Below are 22,031 nucleotides of genomic sequence, written 5' to 3' on the forward strand. Positions count from 1 at the left end.
TCTTCGTAGATGCTTAAAGATATTTGGAAAGTTATGATGTTCAGGTATTTGAAGAAATTCTTTCTGTGTTTGCTTTTTACAATCATCAGTGCTCTGGTCTTAATCTTTACTTATCATCAAATCTGCTTGACTAAAGAGCAAAAGTTGCTTGATAATCCCTCAGGTCGGCTGGTTCAAGTAGATGGCAAGAAAATGAATGTCTATGTAACTGGTCAGGGAGAGCAGACGCTGATCTTTTTGGCAGGTGGTGGTACAACGTCCCCCATTCTTGACTTTAAGGCTCTCTATTCCAGATTGGAAAAAGATTATCGCATAGTTGTGGTCGAACGGTTAGGTTACGGCTTCAGCGATGACATTCAAGGGGATAGTAGAGACATTAACACGGTACTTGCCCAGACGAGGCAGGCTTTAAGAAAGGCTGAAATCACTGGCCCATATACTTTGGTAGCACACTCTATGGCCGGACTAGAAGCGCTTCATTGGGTTGCAAAATATCCAGAAGAAGTCCAAGGCATTATCGGACTGGATATGGCCTTGCCAAGTTCTTACACCGACCTAAGCCTCTATCCCTTGGCTTATAAAGGCTTACAAATGGCTGCTAATTTAGGCTTAAGTCGGGTATTTTATGATGTTGACAAGCAAGTTCCCGCTCTTGCGGTGGGGGATTTGACAGCAGAAGAAAAGCAAGTATACAAGGCTCTTTTCTATCGTCGTCCATTGGCAAATTCTGTTTATGAAGAGGTCACTCAGGTCAAGCAAAATGCTGAGCTAGTTTCGAAGGAAAAGCTTCCTGAACGACCGATCTTGCTATTTTCTTCAAATGGCCGAGGGACTGGCTACAGTAAGGAAGAATGGCAGAGCTTCCAGAAGGATTTTCCAGCGCAGCATCCACAGACAGAGCTGATTCTACTGGACTGCCCTCATTATGTGCATGATTACGCTAGTGATGAGTTGGCAGAAAAAATAAAGCAGTTTTTAAAATAGTAGGTTTTATATAAGCTTGAAATACTAAAAAAGGAGAGGGAAAGATTCCCTCTCCTTTTTGAATATACAGATTATTTGATAGACCAGACACTGACTGACTTTTCCTCAACTGGAAATTCTCCCCAGCCTTCTTCGTCAATCGTTACGATTTGAGAGCTCTTGCCCAGATAATCGCTGAATTCTTTTCCAGCCCATTCTAAACCGACCAGCATACGTTTGCTGCTGGCTTGGTCATTGCTGACAAGGACAGCGATTGGCTGCCCACCGTCCTTTCCTTGACGAGTCCAGCCGATACAGTTGGCATCGTCAAAGTAGTCAGTCTGCTCACCGTAAGCTAGGTTGAGGCGAATATCCAAAAGCTTGTCCAGTACGTCTTGGAAGCTGTCCTGGGCAAATTCTCCACTAATACCATAGTAGTCGCCATAAAAGACGCAAGGCAGCCCTTCTTCTCGTAGCAGGATGAGAGCATAGGCTGCTGGCTTGAACCATTCTTCGACGGTGGACTCCAGAGCTTGACCTCGCTGGGTGTCGTGATTGTCCACGAAGGTCACGGCTGATTCAGGATGATTCTTGGCAAGCGTCTGATCAAAAATCGTCCGTAGGTCAAAGTCTGCCCCAGCTATGCTGGCGTCAAAGAAATTATGGTGGAGCTTGACGTCAACAAGATCAAAACGGTATTCAATATTTTTTAGATAGTCGTTATTAGCCGTCTCATCGCTATTCCAAAATTCCCCAAAGACATAGAAATCCTCACCGTATTTTGCAGTTATATCGCGGATAAAATTTCTCATAAAGAAGGAGTCAATGTGCTTAACAGCATCTAAACGAAATCCTTGAACGCCTGTTGTTTCGATAAACCAGTAAACCCAGTCGTAGAGGTTTTGAATAACCTCTGGATGCTTGAAGTCAATATCAGCATACATGAGATAGTCATAGTTGCCGTTTTCATTATCCACAAGCTCATCATCTGCCCAGCCTTTATTGTCTCCTTGGATAAGGAAAATACCTGACTTGTTGTTTTTGGCATCATAGTCCGTACCGGTAAAGTGGTACCAATGCCATTCAAAGTCATTGTAGGTTTTATTGCGGCCTGGGAAGACAAACTTAGTCCAGCCTTTGATTTCGAAAGGTTCTGACAAAACCCTTGTTCGGTCGTTGGGGTCTACTTCGACGACAGTAAAACGCTCCTTGTAGTCTGCAGCTGCCTTGTGATTAAGAACTACATCAGCCATGGGTTCAATGCCATTGGCTTTGAGAGTTTGGATAGCATTTAGGTAGTCTTCCTTAAAACCATATTTGGTGCGGACAGTTCCTTTTTGGTCAAACTCGCCTAGGTCGAAGAGATCATAAACTCCATAGCCGACATCATTTGAGCCTGTTGCTTTGAAAGCTGGCGGCATCCAAATCTTGCGGATGCCTTTTGATGCTAGATGAGGAGCATCCTCCGCCAAGCGATTCCAATGTTGTCCATCATTTGGTAAGTACCATTCAAAATATTGCATTAATGTTTGATTTTCCATACGAGATACCTCACATTCTTGGGATGGGTCTATTTTACCAAAAGAAGAATGATGATACAAACGTTTATACAAGTTAATTTTATATTTTTTGATGATAAGCTAAAACTAGCATTGAATTTGAAACGTTTACATAGTATAATGGACAGGTAATAAACTTAAAAAAGGAAAGGGGTTCTTTATGAGAAAGAAAGGACTAGTTAGGTTACTCTTATCAGTCTCGCTATTTGCACCTTTGGCCCTAGGCCAGGTTGTCCAAGCCGATGAGGCGAGCCAGGCGAATGTCGAAAGCAAGGAAATTCTTCAAACAGAAGCTGTCGCAAAGCCATTTGAACCGGTGTCTTCAGTCCAGCAGCCAGCAGTTTTAGAGGTTGAAAGCAAGGAATCGTCGGATACTGCAAGACCAGAAAAGCAAGAAGAGGAATCGGTCACTGCTGAAAAACCAGTTGTGGACTCTGGAAAAGCTCCTTCATCATTGGACTCGCCACCTTTAGCTTTGGCTCAAGATGCTAGCTTAGTGCCTTCTGTTGTGCCTGTTACTGCTAAAGGCCAAGATCTGTCTGCTTATACTGGAAGCCTTTCAAATCCAGCCTTGGCTGATAAGGAATTAACCCTGCAGGAAGCAGTCGATGAACTACTGAAATGGGCAGCTGTCAATGAATCTCAGTTAGGTACCAGTGCCCAAGATAGGGTGAATCTAGCTAAGAGCATGGGAATGATTGACAAGGAGGCTGATTTGACGGCCCGCGTACAAGGGAGCAATCTACAGACTATGTATGCTGTTGCCAAGCGGCTGCATGATGCCTATCGTGCTAAAAAGAAAGCACCGCTCTTTTTGAATGGTCGGGCGCAGCCAATTTTCCCATACAGCAGTGGAGCTAAGGAAGATAAAGACTATTCGTATGAGAAAAGCGACATCGTCCGTTTTCCTGTCTATGTTGAAACAGATCATGATACGGATGGAGACGGAAAGCGTGACCTCGTCAAGGCTATCGTACAACTTCCGAAAGCAGTAGCCCAAGGCGATTTTAAGGCTTCGACAATTTTAGAAGCGCGTCCTTACGTCGCAGGGACTTTGGATGAAAACTATGTGACCTTGGAAAGTCTCAATCTGCCGACAAACGGTTCTTATGATATGAAGAGTTTGCATAATAAGCCTGCTAAGCGCCAACCCATTTCCAGCATGAGCAGTATTGATGCGGCGAAAAAGGCCAAGGCGTCAGATTGGTACTATTATAGCCCTTATGAAGGGATTCATGATTACGAGAATTTGAACTGGTATGATTACTTCCTAGTGCGCGGCTATGCCTTTGTTTCCAGTGCTGGTCTGGGTACTAAGGGTTCAGAAGGCTTCAATACAACTGGATCTGATTTGGAAGTAGAAGCTTTTAAAAATATTGTCGAATGGGTCAACGGTAAACGGACAGCCTACACGGACAGAACTAGCAATATTGAAATCAAGGCTGACTGGGCCAATGGTAAGGTCGGCATGACTGGCCTATCTTGGGCCGGTACGACAACTTTCGGTGTGGCAACAACGGGTGTAGAAGGTCTGAGAACCATCGTTCCAGCCGCAGGAATTGCTAGCTGGTATGATTATTTCAATAGTCAAGGAACAGCCTACAGCAATCCGCCATACAGTGATCTGTCTTGGCTATCACTCTATGTTTCTACTCGAATGCTTGATCAAGACGATTGGGCTTCAATCTGGAACAAGTATGCTGACTACATCAATCAGCTAAACAAGGACCAAAAAGCTCACGGTCGCAATTATAGCCAAGTTTGGCGGGAACGCGATTATACCCTGAATTCAGGAAAGATAAAGACTAGCGCCCTGCTGGTACATGGTTTAAATGATGACAATGTCAAAACCAAACAGTTTGAGCTTATGTATGATGTCTTGAAAAAAGCGGGACAAAACGTAAAACTCTACCTCCACCAAGGAGACCATGTCCATCCAGCAGCTATCTCTCGAGGTTATGGTATCAAAGCCAACAATCAAGATTTCTACGACTTGCTCAATATTTGGTTCTCTCATTATCTTTACGATGTCAAGAACGATGTTAGCAAGCTTCCTGCTGTCTTGGCACAAAATAACTACGATCCAAATAAATGGACGAGCTATGACAATTGGAAAAGCACCAATCGTTTGATTTTGACAGCTAAGTCCAAACGTCTAGAAGAGACCATCTCCAGTGACTATGCGGCTGCTGGGATTGACATTAGTAAGCGAGATGAGGCAGTCAGTCAAGCTTCTTCTAAGGCCAACATGACCTTTATGACAGAAGTCAAAGAAGACACGACGATCAAAGGCCATATTCCAGTTCACTTCAAGGCCGCTTTAGCCAAGGGAAGTGGCAAAAACTTACAGGTCAATGCACTCTTGGTAGATGTATCAGACCAAGAGTTTGATGTTGTTGGAAATGGTTCTGCTAGTGATGACAGTAAGGCTGGTGACTTCTGGATGGGTAGCAATCTTAGCAATCTGGATGTTAAAAATTTTGCAACAACCAAAACTAAATACAAGGTCATTGCCAAGGGCTGGCTAAACTTAGCCAATCCAGAATCAGGCTATACACCGTCTAGTTCAGAAAAGAGTATTAAGCCAAAAGTCGGCCAATTCCATGATTATACCATGTATTTGCAGCCGAATCTTTACACGGTGAAAAAAGGCCACAAGCTAGCTTTGGTCTTCAATACTTATGATCCTAGCGACTTGACGATTAAGCGTCAGTATGCGGTGACTTTCAAGACGGATTCTATTAGTGCGCTAGTACCGACCGTGGAAGCTAGTCGGTCACAAAAAGCTGATTATGTAGCAAATGCTCTTGATACGGAATATGCCAACTTACCTGAAATTATTGGTGAAAAGCTAGTTGCACCAGAAATCAGAGAAGTTCCAGAATATATCTTTGATAGACAGGAGCCGCAACAAGAAGCTCCGTCAGTCGATTCGAGGGTTGGACGTAAAGAAGAGCAGGAAGAAACGGCTGACCATGTGCAGCAATTAGGCAGTCAGAAAGTGGTGCCTCAGGTGCAGCAATTGGCTAGTCAACCAGAAGCGTCTCAAGTGGAGCAGGCAGCTGTTCAACAAGCTCAACAAGCCGCAGCTTCCTTGCCAAAAACTGGTAGCCACTCAGAAAAAGGAATGTTCTATCTAGGCTTGGTGCTTCTTGTCAGCACATTCGGCATGTCTGGCCTTGTTAAAAAATATTCTCGTCGTTAGTCATTACAAGATAAAAGCAGCCAAACATTCCTGACTAGGTAAAGATTGGCTGCTTTTGCCTTATCGTCTTTCAGCTGGCCATGGCCTGCAAGTCAGAAGTGCCAGCAAACAGAGAGGTAGAAAGAATGAAACAGTATATTCAAGATATTTTTGACCAAAGTATGGCGATTGAAAGTTTCACCCATACTAATTCTGAGCGGAAGATTGAAGCCTTTCTTCAGGAGCGGATAGGGGAGATTCCTTATTTTCAGGAGCATTCAGAACAGTTTGGCTGCTATCAGATTCCAAATGATTTTTATAATCGTAGTGTTAACTGGGCTCTGGTCAAGCGAGATACGGCTGACACCGTTATTCTTTTTCATCATCATGATACAGTGGATATTGAGGACTTTGGCAGTCTCAAAGACTGGGCTTTTGATAATCAGTACCTCAAAGAAAAATTACCCTCCATTTCTTCAGATTCAGATCTTTTAGCAGATATTGCGTCAGACAAGTGGCAGTTCGGTCGGGGATCTTGCGACATGAAAGCGGCTCTGGCCTTGCAGCTGGGAGTGGTGGAAAGATACAGCCAGATACAGTCTGGTCAGGTCAATTTGCTTTATCTTTCGGTCGGAGATGAGGAGTCCTATTCCCAAGGCATGCGGGCAGCAACAGCCTTGCTTGCTGAATTGAAGGAGCGCTTCAATCTTCATTACCTTCTGGCGGTGGATTCTGAGCCTTTTGAAAGCCAGTCAGCGGAGGAAAAGGTGCTTCACATAGGAACAGTCGGCAAGTTGATGCCAGTAGTCGTGACTCAAGGCATCCTTTCTCATATGAAAGAACCACTCAAGGGGGTCAATGCTCTATCCTTGCTGGCTAAAGTTGCTGAAAAAATTGACCTTAATCCGGCTCTATCCGACATGGCCTACGGCGAACGCTCGCCCCTGCCATCTTGGTCTTATCTACGTGATTTGAAGGAAAATTATGATGTGTCAACTGTGCTGCGTGCTGCAGGTTATTTCAGCGTCCTCTATCTAGAAAAGAGCCCGACAGAGCTACTGGCGACCATAAAGAATCTCAGTCAGGAAGCAGTGGATGGCTTTTATCAAAACTACTGTCAGCTTCAGAAAGTCTATCAAGAAAGCAAGCTTGTAGCGAAACCGCGCGTGCTGACCTATCAGGAATTACTGCAAGAATGCCAAGAAAAAGTCGGTTTTGAAGGTACCTTGAAGAAAATTTATGAAGAAGCACAGCAGGCTCTGCAAGAGGGTGCCTCCTATCAAGAAATCAGCATTCAAAATATCCAGAAGGTTTTAGATTTCTACGACCGTAAGGAAGCTTTGGTTGTCTTAGCGATCGCGCCGCCATACTATCCATCTATGAATTGTCGCCGCTTGTCAGACAGTCCGATTAGGATTGACAAGGTCATTCAACTCTATCGAGATTATCTGGACAAGGAAGCTGGTTGTCAGCTCCAAGTGGATGAATTCTTCATGGGAATCTGTGACCTTAGTTACTGTGCCTTGGAGAAGCCTGCCGCTGAATACCAAGACCTGATTGCCAGTATGCCTGTTCCTGAGAATCTCTATCATCTGGATTTCCCAGAAATTGCGGCCAATCATATCCCCGGTATCAATCTCGGTCCATGGGGCAAGGACTTGCATCAGCTGACTGAGCGTGTTTATGAGCAGGACATGCTGGAAACCATTCCCAATTTCTTGCTCTATCTGCTGGAAAATGCTCAAGCTTTCAAGGTCTAAAGGATGGTTCTGGCTTGTTTTAAAACAAAATCCGAACTTTTTCGCTCATTTTAAGACAAATAACTTTTAAGATAGTATAATAAGCTTAAAACATAGTAAAGGAGTTTCTCATGATTGAATTTAGAGATGTTACAAAAGACTATGATGGCAAGCTGGCGCTTAACCACCTGAATCTAACCTTGGAAAGCGGTGAGATTGTCGGTCTCATCGGTCATAATGGAGCGGGTAAGTCAACGACCATTAAATCTTTGGTCAGTGTCATCAATCCGACACAGGGACAAATTTTTGTGGACGGCAAGGAACTATCCAGTAATCGTCTAGAAATCAAGAAAAAAATCGGCTATGTAGCTGATTCTCCTGACCTTTTCTTGCGCCTAACAGCCAATGAATTTTGGGAGCTGGTGGCGACTTCCTACGATATGACCACGGCAGAAGTAGAAGCTCGTTTGGGTGAACTGCTGGCTATCTTTGACTTTGCTAGCCATCGCTATGAAGTAATTGAGTCGTTTTCACACGGTATGCGGCAGAAGGTCTTTGTCATTGGTGCCCTTTTGTCTGATCCAGATATCTGGGTCTTAGATGAGCCTTTGACGGGCTTGGATCCTCAGGCAGCCTTTGATCTTAAACAGATGATGCGTGAGCATGCTGATAAGGGAAATACAGTTCTGTTTTCAACTCATGTATTAGAAGTGGCTGAACAGCTATGTGATAAGATTGCTATTCTCAAAAAAGGAGAGCTGATATTCTACGGAACGGTTGAAGACCTGAAAGCCCAGCATCCAGACCAGTCCCTCGAAACCATCTATCTAGGTCTGGCTGGTCGCAGAGAAGAGGTGAGTCCAGATGCGCCTTAAAGCGATTAAAAAATTAGTTGATATCAATATTCTTTATGCGATTCAAGCATCGCAGTTGCAACAATACCGCAAGAAGCAAGAAAAAAATCCAGAGGTAAAAGTCAATGTCTCCCTGCAGGCTATTCGAATGTATTTGATTTTGGGTTTGGTCTACCTGTTCTTCTTTGGTATCATGAGTGCTTTCAATCACATGGTGGGCAATCCAGGACATTTTGCCAATATGGTCTCCATATTTGCTGTATTTTCTATGTCGCAGGGCTTCCTCGTTTTCTATAATGTCTTTTATGAAAGCAAGGATTTGCAGTCCTATCGGCCCTATGCCTTTAGTGAGTCAGAAATTATTGTCGGAAAGAGCATCTCTGTTGTCCTGACTCTCTTGATTGCAATTCTGCCCATGTATAGCTATTTCATCGTTCTAGGTCTTCAAGGCGGAAATCCTTTAGTCGGCTTGCCTATGGCCTTGATTTCGATTGTCATTTTAAGCTCGGTTATAACTTTTGTCATTTTGATTTTGGTGCATTTTATCACCAAGACAGCTTTCTTTAGAAAGTATAAGACCATCCTATCCAATGTGATTCTGGGTCTGGTTTCCCTTGGCTCGGTAGGACTCTATATCTTTATCAATCAAATGAACAGTCGTAGTATCGCCAGCAATACAATAGCCACACCTTATTTCCCGCCAGTTGTAGCCTTTTACGACTTTATCATCAATCCTTTTAGCTTGTCTGCAATTTTAGGAATTCTAGCTTGGCTTGCCGTGGCGGCTCTGCTCTTCTTGATGGTTAAGTTCAAGGTCATACCAGAATTTTATGAAGCAGCCTTGATGACAGGTGCAGCAAGTGGCAAACGTGAGCGGGTGCACGATATCAATATGGACGAGGCCAAGAATTTCAAGAAGTTCGTCTGGCGCTACCACATTCGACTGCTGAGTGAAGGTTCGGTCATCTTGCAGGCTCTCTTCATGTCGGCACTGATCCCTTACATCATCATTTTTAGTATGGCCATGGGAGCAATCAATGCAGATCTGGATGTTAGCCCGTTCTTGATTCCACGATTTTTACTTCCGCTTAGCTTCCTATCTATGTTTATCGCCACCCTCAATTCGGGCGGGAATAATCTGACCTCTATTGGTATATCCTTGGAGCGGGAAAATTTTGATTATCTGAAGGTTTTGCCTTTTGAGCTCAGAAAATACGTTCGTCTCAAATTTTGGTATCTCTTTGCCATTCAGTCCATTTTACCAGTGATTCTTCTTTTGGTGACTAGTCTTATCTTCCATGTTCATTTGGTGACGTTTCTCGTTATGTTGCTGGTTTGGTTTATGGCCAGTCTAGCTTGGAGTGCTTGGGGCTATCATCGAGATTATAAGCATTTGGTGACCAACTGGTCCAATGTCAACGAGCTGATGACTCGAGATAATAGTATGGGTAAGACCCTATTGGCACTAGCCTTTACCATTGGAGTGATGATCGTGATTGGCGTTCTCTATGCGATTTCATACTACCTATCTCTCACGGTTCTCTATCTCCTTTCTGTTCTGCTGATTTTGATTTGTGGACTTGTTTCTTATCTGATCTATCGCTACTATATGAAAAAACTTGATAGCGAAATTGCTAGTTTTAATTGCTAATTGACCATAATAAAAAGCTTAGCAGCACGGTGATTTGATTACCTACTTCTAAGCTTTTTAGTTGCTATTATTTTATGGTTTTCTGACATAAACTGTATGTCAGCTGATTTTTATCCTTTTAAGAACGCCAGTTAATCAAGACATACATCAAGCTGGAGCCAAACATATCCGCCAAGGCGTGCATGAGAAAGAAAGGCAGGAGGTTCTTGACCTTGTACTTGTAAAGAAAATAGTAGAAGAGACCATAGACCACTCCGATAACCAAGGCCCAGAGCATTCCTTGATAAGTATGGAAAGAAATCCGAATGATGGTAGAGTAGGCCAGTGCCCACCACTTATACTTATCCTTGACTGAGGTCATAAGACCCAGAAAGAAGAATTCCTCATAGAAACCATTGAGAAGTCCGTAGAGGATGGCCATAGGTGTCAGTTCAGCAAATTTCCGGAAGATTTCCAGTAAATCTATATAGGACCAGAGGGTTGGATCAAAGTAATTATACTCGCCGCTCAGTGTCGTCACAATGTCGCCAAAGAATCCTACTGCGGCAAAAATAAGAGGAGTCCAGAGGAGAACCGACCAGGTCAGACGGATGGGAAGCTGCTTAAAGTCAAAGCGCCGCAACAGAAGATAGAGAATGGTCAAGACCAGCATCAGGAGCTGAAGACTGAAATTGCTTGAGAATGCTGCGCCTTCGCTAGCTGTATTGGCCACCATTTCGGTCGCTCCTACGCTAGAAGCTGGTGCAAAGCTAGCTAGGTAAAGCTCAGTTGATCGGTAGATGAACTGACCAAACATGATCAGAGTAATCACAAGAATGTCAAACCATTTCAGCTCTTTCAGAGGCTGTGATGGGCGGATTTTTGATAAAATAGTCATTCGTTTTCCTTCCATAACTAGCAGTTTCATTTTCCAGAGATCATCTTTTCTATCTTTATCTTAGCAGAAAAAGCTTAAATTTTTATTATTTTCAAAGTTGCTGCTTTTGAGAGGAGATTTTGCAGATCAGTTGTAGGCTTAGTTGAAGAGCTGCATTATATCATAGAGAAGAGGCTGGGACAAAAGTCCTAGCCTCTCAATTGTCTTTGGATTGTTGAGCAAGACGCAATGGTTGAGTGGGCTCTACTACGCTGATTTCATCAGCTTTTACAGCCCTATTCAACTGTGCGGAGGTGGGACGACGAAATCGAATTCTAATGAATTACCGATTTCTGTCCCACTCTCACATGAAATAAACAATCGCTAGGTACTGGAGGGCAGAGGCAGCAAGGATGAAGAGGTGCCAAATCATGTGGAAGTAGGGCTTCTTTTTGGCATAAAAACCAGCACCGACTGTGTAACAAAGCCCGCCAGCTAGCATAAGTCCCCAAAACACTGGTCCAGTTTGTCCGATAATTTGCGGGATGATAAATATCACCAGCCAGCCCATAATTAGATAGAGGGCTAGACTAAATTTCTCATTGACCTTTTTGGCAAAGATTTTGTAGAGAATACCGAAGATGGTCGTGCCCCACTGAATCGCAATAATCAGATAGCCCCGCCAGTCATTCATGAGTGAAAGGACGACAGGCGTATAGCTGCCCGCGATAGCGATATAGATCATGGAGTGGTCAATAATCCGTAGGATGTATTTGTGGGTAGAGCCATAGGACATGGAGTGGTAAATGGTAGAAGAAAGAAACATGAGGAAAAGGCTAATGACAAAGATAGAAGTGCCAACAGCAGAAACGAGGCCATGCCCTTCATAACTGTAAATAGCAGAGATGGGCAGGAGAATCAGCATTAAAACAGCTCCGACGGCATGGGTGACAGCGTTGGCAATTTCCTCTCCAAAAGAGAGTTGTTTACTGAGTTTAAGCGCGTAGTTCATCGTTATCGGCCTCCTTTTCGGGTACTTGGATAAAGGCGAGGGTTTGCTGGTAGAGTTTTAAGGTCTGACAGGCACTGGCAATGATCGGAGTCACTTCAAGCTTCCGTCCGTTCATATAATCCACAAAGTCATTGTAGAGCTTTTCAGACTGGGTCTCAGCATTGAGCATATCTAAAGTAGCAGCAATATCTTGAATAGAAAAAACAGTTTTCAAGCTTGTAATGGCAATCAAGCGGGCAACTTGCTGGCGATTGTATTTTTTCTTTAGAGGTTTTTCAAGGTAGGCATGCTTGACATAATTATTGATCATAGATGCCGTCAAACCTTTGTCAGATGCAGTAAAAGCTGGCTTACAGACCTTGTTGACGTAGAGCAGGACTTGGTCCAGATACAGGTCAAGAACAGGTAATTCATCCCATCTCGGGAACAGATTTTTCGTTTCCAAATTTCAAACTTTCTAATATCTAGTTTTGATAACTAGATATTATCATTTTTGAAAATTAAAGTCAAGAATAAATCCAATTAGTCCAAAATTTGCTATAATCATGAGTAAGGAAAACAGGAAAATGGACTCTGAATCCAAGATGAGAAAGGGAAAATATGAAGATTTTAATTCCGACCGCCAAAGAAATGAATGAAAATCAGAGCTCGCTGGGGCGCTCCCAGTTGACACCTAAAAGCAAAACTATAATAGAAGAGTTGTTGCAATTCTCAGCCACGGAGCTGGAAAAATTATACAAAATCAGTCCGCAAATGGCTGAAATAGAATACCAGCGAATTCAAAATCTGAGCAAGAATGAAGCGGAGACTTATCCAGCCTTGCACTTATTTGATGGGCTTATGTATCGCAATATCAAGCGAAAAGATTGGACACAAGAGGAGAAATCCTACATTCAAGACCATTTGCTTTTAACTTCTAGTCTATATGGGGTCATTCCTGCCTCGAGCCCGATTGCTCCTCACCGGCTGGACTTTTTGGTGGGGCTAAAGCCCAATGGTCAAACGCTGAAAAAATTTTGGCGGGAAGAGTATACAAAAGCGGTAGTGGATGAAGATATGCTGCTTTCTCTCTTGTCTAGTGAATTTGAGGATGTTTTTGATAAATCAGTCAGAGAGAAGATGCTTCGGTTCAAGTTTTTAGAAGAAAAATCTGGCAAACTCAAAAGTCATTCTACTATTTCTAAAAAAGCGCGTGGGCAGTTTTTGACTGCTTTGATGGAAGCGCAGGTCGATACTCTTGAGCAAATAAAACAGCTCTCTTTTGCAGGTTTTGCTTATCGAGCAGATCTTTCAGATGCTAAAGAATTGGCTTTTGTAAAAGAAGAATAAGAAAAGGAGGCTGGGACAAAAGTCCGACCTCAAATATAGAAAGCGAACAAAACTAGTTTTCTGGTAATCAGAATTCTGCTTTGTTCGCTTTTCGCATTTAATTGTAGATTTGAAGGGCTTAATAATTAAGATTTTTAAAAATGAAATATTTTTGTCCCAAACTCTTTTACTCTATTATTTAGATTTACCAAAAGAAAAATTAACTTAACAGGTATTCTACTGCAACTTTTAATACATTCATTAACTACATTAGAAATAAGAAAAAGGCAATTCGAAACAGAGACAGGGCGAGCAAATGAAGGGGATAAAACCAGTAAAATACTTTTCCAATATTGGCTCCTTTTTGACCGTTGTAGAAAGAGGTCACGAGGAGAAACAGAAGACAGGTGGCAGCCAGATCAGCCAGACCATCATAGGAGAAATTGAAGGCCAAAATTAGGATTTGCACACTGTTCAGTGCCAAGACACCGCCAATTTTTCGGAAGATTGGGTCTTTAATCTTTGCAAAGGAATAGATACCAAAAACTCCTCCCGCCAGTCCGCCGTCAGCGATAATGGACAGAGTAAAACAGAGTAGAATAATTAGAACTTTTCTCCAGGTTGCTGTTTGCTGATCACTGTAATAAAGAGCACAGAGCCCCAAAAAGAGAGTAACAACCGTATTTTGCATGATAAAGCCAAGACCAGTAACCCAGCCCATCAGAGAGAAAGGGATGATACTGATAAGAGCTAGCAGCCCCAATCGTCTCATATACTTGCTCACATCATGACTGTGCCGATAGCCTTCTACAATACAAAAGGCAAAGACTGGAAAAGCCAGGCGGCCTATTATGTGCATACTATTGGCCAGCCAGTTAGTAGAGAGAATATTCATATTGGTAGCAAGTGGAAAAGATACCCAGGCGATATGGTCAATCAGCATTGCAAGCATAGCAAGCAGTTTCAAACTGCTATTGTCAATCATTTTTTTCATAGGATTCTCCTTTTTCCTTTCCTATGATACAAGAAAGAGTTTCTTCTTTCCATTTCTTTAGCTTACATTTCTCTCATTTTTCTTACAATTTTGTAAGTTGGAATTTCACCTTTTTACCTCATTGATGAATACTTCTGATTTTTCTTGACAAATAAGACTGAACGAGGCTGGGACAAAAAGATTTTGATTTTAGGGATTCTTTATTATAAATTTTTAAAATTGATAGACTAGACAAAAAAGTGAACAAGACAGAATTCTGAGTGTCAGATAACTCCGTTTTGTTCGCTTTTTATATTTAAGGTTAGACTTTTGTCCCAGATTCTTTTACATAGTCTGATAATTGCTTTTGATTCTGCAATTCGATAAATTTTTCAGGATAGGTCTGACGAACCTTTTGATAGAGATTTTTAGTCTCTCTTGTCCTGCCATCCCAAAGGATCCAGCGGATGAATTCCCAATCCAGTTTTTCAGTACAGCCAGAAGCCATACTCTCTCGCACCTGATTTCGGTATTTGAGGTAGCGTTTGAAGGCGCGATAGAGGCAGTTCCAGCGAGAAAAGTTCATAAAGATGATTTGGTCAGCCTCTTTCATCCGTCTTTCATAAAAACACCAAGAGTAGTTGCCATCGATGACCCAGGATTGTTCTCGCTTGAGGAAATCTGCTAAATCAGCCTTGACTTGGTCATGGCTACGAGTCCGCCAGTTTTCTCCAAACTGAATCGTGTCCAGATGAAGCACAGGAATATGGTGAAAGTGGCCTAACTGCTGGGCTAAGGTTGACTTGCCAGAGCCTGAGTAGCCGATGATAGCAATCTTCATATACATTCTCCTAATTATAGTGAGCAACAAAAAAAGCTCCGTGGAGCTCCTTTGTATGCGCGATGCATTATTTAGCAAGTTTAGCTGAAAGACGTGCTTTATCGCGGCTTGCTTTGTTTTTGTGGATCAAACCTTTTGTTTCCGCTTTATCGATAGCTGAACTAGCAGCACGGAAAAGTTCTTCAGACGGGTTTGCTTCAAATGCTTTGATTGCAGTACGCATAGCTGATTTTTGAGCTGAGTTTTTTTCGTTTTGTTTAACGTTCAATTCAGCGCGTTTGATAGCTGACTTAATGTTTGCCAAGTTATTCACCTCCATTGAAAATACTAACTATCTAATTATATATGAAAAGTTGTGATTTGACAAGCCTAAATTATTTTTTTAGATAGATTTCGTCAATTTCATGATTTTTAGCCTTGTGCAAAATCACTTCGGCCCTATTACGAGTTGGCTCAATATAGTCTAATAGGTTCACCAGATTGATTGTTTCCCAGATATTATGGGCCAGCGCCATGACTTCTTCTTCAGGCTGGGTCGTAAAGCGATGGTAGTAGTTATTCGTGTCATGCTTGGCTAGTGCCAATAATTTTTTAAAACGATCCAGATACCAAGACTCGATATTTTCGACTTCGGCATCTACGTAGATAGAGAAATCGAAAAAGTCAGTCATGTAAAGGCGTTCATTTTGCGGATTTTGGAAAACGTTGATACCTTCTACGATGACAAAGTCAGCTGCCTTGATTTCCTGTTTTTCATTCGGGACAATATCATAAATTTCGTGTGAGTAGACGGGAATTTCATAGTTTTGACCATTTTTAATGCGGTCTAAAAAGTCCAGCAATAGTTCCATATTATAGCTTTCAGGGAAGCCTTTGCGATTTAAGATACCTGTTTCAATCAAAGTTTGATTAGGATAGAGAAAGCCATCTGTCGTCACTAATTCAACAGTGGCATTTGTAAAAGTCCGTGACAGGAGGATTTGTAATAGGCGGCTAATCGTTGATTTTCCAACGGCGACACTGCCAGATACTCCGATGATAAAGGGCTGTCTTTTACTCTCCTTTTGTAGAAAAATACCTTTTGAAAAGGCGAGATCTTCTTTGGAACGTTTGTAAATCTGAATGAGATTTGTCAGAGGTAGATAAACATCTGTTACATCCTGTAGACTGATTTTGTCATTGAAACTTTTGATAGAATTGAGCTCGGACTCAGTGAGCGGTGGATTTTTCTTTCGATGCAAATTCTGCCAAGTTTGGCGGCTGATTTTTTCAAAATGAAGAAATTCGTTAGTCATAAGTTACTCCTATATGATGGATTTTAGTATAACATACTTTTGGAGAAATGAAAACGATTTACAAATCTAGAAAATTTATGATAAAATGGTTTTATGACTAAAATGTATTTTGCAGAAAATCCGGATGCCAAACATGACATTCATGAATTAAAAGTGGAACTATTAGGACAACAGATGACCTTTTTAACAGATGCTGGTGTCTTTAGCAAAAAAATGATCGACTATGGCAGTCGAGTGTTGTTGTCTGCCTTGGAATTTAACAAAAAAGAAAGGCTGCTGGATGTCGGCTGCGGTTATGGGACGCTGGGCTTGACCCTAGCTAAAGCGCAAGAGCTAGAAGTCACTCTCGTGGATATCAATCAGCGAGCGTTAGACTTGGCTAGAAAAAATGCAGATGTGAACCAAGTATCTGCGGATATTTTCCAGTCCAATGTTTACGAACAGGTGACCAGACAATTCCATCATATTATCAGCAATCCACCGATTCGCGCCGGTAAGCAGGTGGTGCACGAGGTTATTTCAGGTAGCTATGATCACTTACTAGCGGATGGAGATTTGACGATTGTTATCCAAAAGAAACAAGGAGCTCCTAGTGCTAAAGCCAAGATGGAAGAAGTGTTTGGCAACTGCGAGACTCTCAAGAAGGACAAAGGTTATTATATCCTAAGGAGTGTGAAATAAAGATGCGGGCAGTTGATATTATTCAAAAAAAACGAGATGGACTAGAATTGTCCAATCAAGAGATCGAATGGCTGATTGAGGGGTATGTAGCCGGAACAGTGCCAGATTACCAGATGTCAGCCTTTGCCATGGCTGTTTACTTTAAAGGAATGACTACTCGGGAAATTTCTGATTTGACCATGGCCATGGTAGGTACAGGCCAGCAGTTCGACCTGTCAGCTATTTCAGGGATTAAGGTCGATAAGCATTCGACTGGTGGAGTGGGAGATAAGGTTACCTTAATCTTGGCTCCCCTAGTAGCCAGCTTTGGCGTGCCCGTTGCTAAGATGAGCGGTCGAGGCTTAGGCCACACGGGCGGTACCATAGACAAGCTCGAGTCTGTCAAGGGTTATCAGGTAGAGCGCAATCAGGAAGATTTCATCAAGCAGGTTCAGGATATTGGTGTATCCGTCATCGGTCAGTCAGACCAGCTGGTCAAGGCAGACAAGCTTCTCTATGCTCTACGTGATGTGACCGCTACAGTTGATACGATTCCTTTGATTGCCAGTTCGGTTATGAGCAAGAAAATCGCCGCTGGTGCGGACAGCATCTTGCTGGATGTAACCGTCGGTGAAGGTGCCTTTATGAAAAATCTAGAGGATGCCCGTGTCCTAGCCCGTACCATGGTAGATTTAGGTAAGGCTGTCGGACGCAGAATAGTTGCAGTTATTACCGATATGAGTCAACCTTTAGGAACTAGCATTGGTAATCGTTTGGAAATCCTGGAAGCACTGGAAATCCTTCAAGGACAAGGACGCGAAGATATTACGGAGTTCATCTGCGAGCTCGCTCGGATTATGCTTGATTTGGCTAATGTTGAGAAGTCAGTTTCTGAAATTAGAGAGCATTTGACAAATGGAGCGGCTTTGAAAAAATTTGAAGAGATGATCGCGGCTCAAGGTGGAAATCTAGAGGACTTGTATCGACCATCCCAGGCGGCTTATGTGGCTGAAGTGAGAGCAGAGCAATCTGGCTTTGTTACAGAGCTTCCAGCTATGGAATTTGGTTTGTTTGCGATGAGGTTGGGAGCAGGCCGAGCAGTCAAATCTGATAAACTAGATTATGAAACTGGAATTGTGTTCGAAAAGAAGGTTGGAGAAACAGTCGAAATTGGGGAAATTGTCGCAAAAATTTACGCAAATGAAAAAATTTCTCAAGAACTAGTTACAGAATTCCAAAAAAATGTTAGAATAGGTAGTGAAAGCGTTGCAGTAAGCGAGATTGTCGAAGTGATCGCTTAATTTTAGGAGAATCCAACATGAAATTAAACAAATACATTGACCATACGCTTTTGAAAGCTGATGCAAGTCAGGAGCAGATTGAAACCTTAATTGAGGAAGCAAAGAAATACGACTTTGCGAGCGTCTGTGTCAATCCGACTTGGGTGAATTTTGCTGCGCAAGCACTAAAAGCTACAGATGTTAAAGTCTGTACGGTCATTGGTTTTCCTCTGGGAGCAAATACTCCGGAGCTCAAGGCTTTTGAAACGAGTGATGCCATCCAAAACGGAGCGAATGAAATCGACATGGTCATCAATATCGGTGCTCTAAAGTCTCGAAACTTTGATTTAGTTGAAAGAGACATTCGAGCTGTTGTGGAAGCTGCCAAAGGAACCTTGGTCAAGGTCATTATTGAGACCTGTCTCTTGACAGATGATGAGAAAGTGAAAGCTTGTCAAATTGCTCAGAAAGCTGGTGCGGATTTTGTCAAGACATCCACTGGTTTCTCAACTGGTGGTGCAACCGTTGAGGATGTAGCTTTGATGCGTAAGACAGTTGGGCCAGATATGGGAGTCAAGGCTTCTGGCGGTGCCCGTTCTTACGAAGATGCACTTGCCTTTATCAAAGCTGGTGCGACTCGCATTGGAGCATCCTCTGGTGTAGCGATTATGGAGGGAGACGTGGCTAATGGCGACTACTGATTTGATTGATTTAGTTGTAGAAACCACGAAGAATGCCTATGTTCCATACTCTCATTTCCCTGTCGGAGCTGTTTTAGTAGCTAAAAATGGACAAGTTTTCACAGGTGTCAATGTCGAAAATGCTAGTTTCGGCTTGACCAATTGTGCAGAGCGAACAGCCATTTTTAAAGCTGTTTCTGAAGGCTTTTTAGACTTTGAGGAATTAATTGTTTACGGAGAAACGGAAAAACCGATCTCTCCGTGTGGTGCCTGCCGCCAAGTAATGGCAGAGTTTTTTAATCAGGATTTACCAGTGACCTTGGTCGCTAAAGATAAATCGACGGTCGTGATGACGGTCAAGGAGTTACTTCCATACTCTTTTACAGACTTAACTTGAGTCTGTTGCTGGTCAACTGACCAAAATTAAACTTGCAACTAAGTTGCACATCTTATATAGGAGGTTCAGAAATGAACAAGAAACAATGGCTAGGTCTTGGTCTAGTGTCTGTCGCAGCAATCGGACTTGCTGCATGTGGGAATCGTGCGTCTAAATCAGATAGCTCTAACGCTAAAACTGATTTAAAAGCTGCTATCGTAACCGATACAGGTGGTGTTGATGATAAGTCATTTAACCAATCTGCATGGGAAGGTTTGCAAGCTTGGGGGAAAGAAAATGGCCTTTCAAAAGATAACGGCTATACTTACTTCCAGTCAACAGACGAGTCACAATACGCGAACAACCTAAACCAAGCTGCTACGGATGGTTACAACTTAGTATTTGGTATCGGTTTTGCCCTTCGTGATGCCGTTGAATCTGCTGCTAAAGATAATTCAAGTATTAACTACGTTATTATTGACGATGTGATTGAAGGTCAAAAGAATGTTGCTTCAGCAGTCTTTGCAGATAATGAGGCAGCTTACCTCGCTGGTGTTGCAGCTGCAAAAACTACTAAGACAAAACAAGTTGGTTTCATTGGTGGTATAGAAGGAACAGTTATCACACGTTTTGAAAAAGGTTTCGAAGCTGGTGTGAAATCAGTTGATCCATCTATCAAGATTAAAGTGGACTATGCTGGTTCATTCGGCGATGCAGCTAAAGGTAAAACAATTGCTGCTGCTCACTATGCTGGTGGTGCGGATGTTGTTTACCAAGTAGCTGGTGGTACTGGTGCTGGAGTATTTAACGAAGCTAAGTCAATCAACGAAACAAGAAATGAAAATGAAAAAGTTTGGGTACTCGGTGTTGACCGTGACCAAACTGAAGAAGGTAAATACAAATCTAAAGATGGTAAAGAATCTAACTTTGTTTTGGCATCAAGCTTGAAACAAGTTGGTAAGACTGTCCAAGACATTGCTAACCAAACAGCTAAAGGTAAATTCCCAGGTGGTAAAACTACAACCTTTGGTTTGAAAGACGGCGGTGTTGATTTGACAACAACCAACCTTTCTGAAGATGCTAAAAAAGCTGTTGAAGAAGCGAAAGCTAAAATCCTTGACGGTAGCATTACAGTTCCTGATAAATAATTGAATGTTGAGCGATCCGACCTACTAGGGTCGCTCATTTTTAAATTCTGACGCCTTTGCATTGGTTAAGCCTACTAGGATAGGAGTCCGAGGAGGTTATATCGACATAAAATGAAATTCTGGAAAGGAAAGAGCCATGACACATGAAAATGTCATTGAAATGCGAGAAATTACCAAGATTTTTGGTGAATTTGTGGCCAATGATAAAATCAATTTGGAACTCCGAAAAGGTGAGATTCACGCTCTTTTAGGAGAAAATGGTGCCGGGAAGTCAACCTTGATGAATATGTTGGCCGGCCTACTTGAGCCGACTAGTGGTGAGATTGTAGTAAACGGAAAGCCAGTTAAGCTGGACTCTCCATCAAAGGCGGCCTCACTTGGTATCGGGATGGTGCATCAGCACTTTATGCTTGTGGAAGCCTTCACTGTTGCTGAAAATATTATTCTTGGAAGTGAGATTACAAAAAATGGTATCTTAGACTTGAAACGCGCTACGCAAGAAATTAAGCGTTTGTCTAAGAAATATGGTTTGTCGGTCGATCCATCTGCCAAGATTGAAGACATTTCCGTCGGAGCACAACAACGGGTTGAAATTCTGAAGACCCTTTACCGTGGTGCAGATATCCTCATCTTCGACGAACCAACAGCTGTTTTGACACCATCTGAGATTGATGAATTGATGAAAATCATGAAAAACTTAGTCAAGGAAGGTAAGTCTATCATTCTTATTACCCATAAGTTGGATGAGATTCGTGCAGTTTCTGACCGAGTGACCGTTATTCGTCGAGGAAAATCGATCGAAACAGTTGAAATTGCTGGTGCAACCAACCAAGATTTGGCGGAAATGATGGTGGGACGGGCTGTTTCCTTCAAGACTGAGAAGAAACCTTCTAATCCGCAAGAGACGGTTCTTTCAATCAAGAATCTTGTCGTTGAAGAAAATCGCGGCGTTCCAGCTGTTAAGGGACTTTCACTGGATGTTCGTGCTGGTGAGATTGTTGGGATTGCAGGAATTGACGGTAATGGTCAGACAGAGTTGATTCAAGCTATCACAGGACTTAGAAAAGCAAGCTCGGGCGATATTTTGATCAAGAATCAGTCCGTGATTGGTAAGAAACCACGTCAGATTACAGAGATGAAGGTCAGCCACGTACCTGAAGACCGCCATCGCGATGGTTTGGTGCTGCAGATGTCCATTTCTGAAAATATTGCTTTGCAGACTTACTACAAGGAACCACTCAGCAAAAACGGCATCTTGAACTACAATAATATTTATTCTTACGCGTGCAATTTGATGAAAGAGTTTGATGTGCGGGCAGCTAGCGAGTATGTACCTGCTTCAGCCCTCTCAGGAGGAAACCAGCAGAAGGCTATCATTGCTCGGGAAGTGGATCGTGATCCTGATTTGTTGATCGTCAGTCAGCCAACCCGCGGTCTTGATGTCGGAGCAATTGAGTATATCCATAAACGCTTGATTGAGGAGCGTACTCAAGGTAAGGCAGTTCTTGTTGTCAGCTTTGAGCTAGATGAAATACTCAATCTTTCTGACAGAATCGCCGTTATCCATGATGGCAAGATTCAAGGAATTGTGACTCCAGAGAAGACTAATAAGCAAGAACTTGGTATTCTTATGGCTGGTGGTAAGATTTAGA

At 42.5% G+C, this 22,031-nt stretch carries 20 protein-coding genes; 12 read left to right on the plus strand and 8 right to left on the minus strand.

Going from position 1 to position 22,031, the window contains the following annotated elements:
- The first annotated feature begins 33 nt into the window (after window positions 1–33).
- Window positions 34–984: an alpha/beta fold hydrolase gene (locus FZ954_RS02320; RefSeq protein WP_262366215.1), complete on the plus strand. Its 951-nt coding sequence runs from the start codon at window positions 34–36 to the stop codon at window positions 982–984.
- A 71-nt stretch (window positions 985–1,055) separates the two neighbouring features.
- Here FZ954_RS02320 and FZ954_RS02325 read toward each other — a convergent pair whose 3' ends face one another.
- Window positions 1,056–2,504, minus strand: coding sequence for an alpha-amylase (locus FZ954_RS02325; RefSeq protein ID WP_148876710.1), 1,449 nt, complete (start codon window positions 2,502–2,504; stop codon window positions 1,056–1,058).
- Between the two features lie 178 nt (window positions 2,505–2,682).
- Between FZ954_RS02325 and FZ954_RS02330 the strand changes: the two genes are divergently transcribed.
- The 4 genes from FZ954_RS02330 to FZ954_RS02345 all read left to right on the plus strand — a co-directional run bounded on the left by FZ954_RS02330 (window position 2,683) and on the right by FZ954_RS02345 (window position 9,950).
- A complete protein-coding gene (locus FZ954_RS02330) occupies window positions 2,683–5,727 on the plus strand; it encodes a CocE/NonD family hydrolase (RefSeq protein WP_148876711.1) in 3,045 nt (1,014 codons plus the stop codon).
- Window positions 5,728–5,852: 125 nt separating this feature from the next.
- Window positions 5,853–7,466 carry a M20/M25/M40 family metallo-hydrolase gene (locus FZ954_RS02335; RefSeq protein WP_148876713.1) on the plus strand — a complete coding sequence of 538 codons (1,614 nt, stop codon included), beginning with the start codon at window positions 5,853–5,855 and terminating at the stop codon, window positions 7,464–7,466.
- 110 nt (window positions 7,467–7,576) lie between these two features.
- On the plus strand, window positions 7,577–8,320 hold the full coding sequence (locus FZ954_RS02340) for an ABC transporter ATP-binding protein (protein WP_148876715.1): 744 nt from the start codon (window positions 7,577–7,579) through the stop codon (window positions 8,318–8,320).
- Window positions 8,310–9,950, plus strand: coding sequence for a hypothetical protein (locus FZ954_RS02345; protein ID WP_148876717.1), 1,641 nt, complete (start codon window positions 8,310–8,312; stop codon window positions 9,948–9,950). The genes FZ954_RS02340 and FZ954_RS02345 overlap by 11 nt, the downstream gene beginning before the upstream one ends.
- A 118-nt stretch (window positions 9,951–10,068) precedes the next feature.
- On the opposite strand, the gene FZ954_RS02350 is transcribed toward FZ954_RS02345, so the two are convergent.
- The 3 genes from FZ954_RS02350 to FZ954_RS02365 all read right to left on the minus strand — a co-directional run bounded on the left by FZ954_RS02350 (window position 10,069) and on the right by FZ954_RS02365 (window position 12,263).
- Complete coding sequence (locus FZ954_RS02350; protein WP_222861942.1) at window positions 10,069–10,827, minus strand: CPBP family intramembrane glutamic endopeptidase; 759 nt, start codon at window positions 10,825–10,827, stop codon at window positions 10,069–10,071.
- 343 nt (window positions 10,828–11,170) lie between these two features.
- On the minus strand, window positions 11,171–11,818 hold the full coding sequence (locus FZ954_RS02360) for a hemolysin III family protein (protein ID WP_048791816.1): 648 nt from the start codon (window positions 11,816–11,818) through the stop codon (window positions 11,171–11,173).
- Entirely contained in the window at window positions 11,802–12,263 is a 462-nt protein-coding gene (locus tag FZ954_RS02365; protein WP_187423311.1) for a DUF1836 domain-containing protein, read from the minus strand. The genes FZ954_RS02360 and FZ954_RS02365 overlap by 17 nt, the downstream gene beginning before the upstream one ends.
- 155 nt (window positions 12,264–12,418) lie before the next feature.
- On the opposite strand from FZ954_RS02365, the gene yaaA reads away from it, so the two are divergent.
- Window positions 12,419–13,147: a peroxide stress protein YaaA gene (gene yaaA, locus FZ954_RS02370; RefSeq protein ID WP_148876722.1), complete on the plus strand. Its 729-nt coding sequence runs from the start codon at window positions 12,419–12,421 to the stop codon at window positions 13,145–13,147.
- Between the two features lie 244 nt (window positions 13,148–13,391).
- Here yaaA and FZ954_RS02375 read toward each other — a convergent pair whose 3' ends face one another.
- The 4 genes from FZ954_RS02375 to coaA form a co-directional block, all read right to left on the minus strand.
- Entirely contained in the window at window positions 13,392–14,120 is a 729-nt protein-coding gene (locus tag FZ954_RS02375; RefSeq protein WP_148876724.1) for a TraX family protein, read from the minus strand.
- Between the two features lie 301 nt (window positions 14,121–14,421).
- Window positions 14,422–14,940 (minus strand): DNA topology modulation protein, encoded by a 519-nt coding sequence (locus FZ954_RS02380; RefSeq protein WP_148876728.1) that lies wholly within the window; start codon window positions 14,938–14,940, stop codon window positions 14,422–14,424.
- A gap of 67 nt (window positions 14,941–15,007) precedes the next feature.
- Complete coding sequence (gene rpsT / locus FZ954_RS02385; RefSeq protein ID WP_001274000.1) at window positions 15,008–15,244, minus strand: 30S ribosomal protein S20; 237 nt, start codon at window positions 15,242–15,244, stop codon at window positions 15,008–15,010.
- 70 nt (window positions 15,245–15,314) lie between these two features.
- Window positions 15,315–16,235 carry a type I pantothenate kinase gene (gene coaA, locus FZ954_RS02390; RefSeq protein WP_148876731.1) on the minus strand — a complete coding sequence of 307 codons (921 nt, stop codon included), beginning with the start codon at window positions 16,233–16,235 and terminating at the stop codon, window positions 15,315–15,317.
- A 93-nt stretch (window positions 16,236–16,328) separates the two neighbouring features.
- Here coaA and FZ954_RS02395 point away from each other — a divergent pair, with 93 nt between their 5' ends.
- The 6 genes from FZ954_RS02395 to FZ954_RS02420 all read left to right on the plus strand — a co-directional run bounded on the left by FZ954_RS02395 (window position 16,329) and on the right by FZ954_RS02420 (window position 22,030).
- A complete protein-coding gene (locus FZ954_RS02395; RefSeq protein WP_148876735.1) occupies window positions 16,329–16,916 on the plus strand; it encodes a class I SAM-dependent methyltransferase in 588 nt (195 codons plus the stop codon).
- 2 nt (window positions 16,917–16,918) lie between these two features.
- Window positions 16,919–18,196 (plus strand): pyrimidine-nucleoside phosphorylase, encoded by a 1,278-nt coding sequence (locus FZ954_RS02400; protein ID WP_148876738.1) that lies wholly within the window; start codon window positions 16,919–16,921, stop codon window positions 18,194–18,196.
- Between the two features lie 17 nt (window positions 18,197–18,213).
- Window positions 18,214–18,876, plus strand: a complete 663-nt coding sequence (gene deoC, locus FZ954_RS02405; RefSeq protein ID WP_148876740.1) for a deoxyribose-phosphate aldolase — start codon at window positions 18,214–18,216, stop codon at window positions 18,874–18,876.
- Window positions 18,863–19,252, plus strand: coding sequence for a cytidine deaminase (locus FZ954_RS02410; RefSeq protein ID WP_015604783.1), 390 nt, complete (start codon window positions 18,863–18,865; stop codon window positions 19,250–19,252). The genes deoC and FZ954_RS02410 overlap by 14 nt, the downstream gene beginning before the upstream one ends.
- A gap of 71 nt (window positions 19,253–19,323) precedes the next feature.
- Window positions 19,324–20,379: a BMP family protein gene (locus tag FZ954_RS02415; protein WP_005590144.1), complete on the plus strand. Its 1,056-nt coding sequence runs from the start codon at window positions 19,324–19,326 to the stop codon at window positions 20,377–20,379.
- 136 nt (window positions 20,380–20,515) lie between these two features.
- A complete protein-coding gene (locus FZ954_RS02420) occupies window positions 20,516–22,030 on the plus strand; it encodes an ABC transporter ATP-binding protein (protein WP_125404493.1) in 1,515 nt (504 codons plus the stop codon).
- Window position 22,031: the final 1 nt, after the last annotated feature.

Origin of the sequence: Streptococcus sp. Marseille-P7375, assembly GCF_902460365.1 — a bacterium.
GTDB classification, from domain to species: domain Bacteria; phylum Bacillota; class Bacilli; order Lactobacillales; family Streptococcaceae; genus Streptococcus; species Streptococcus cristatus_I.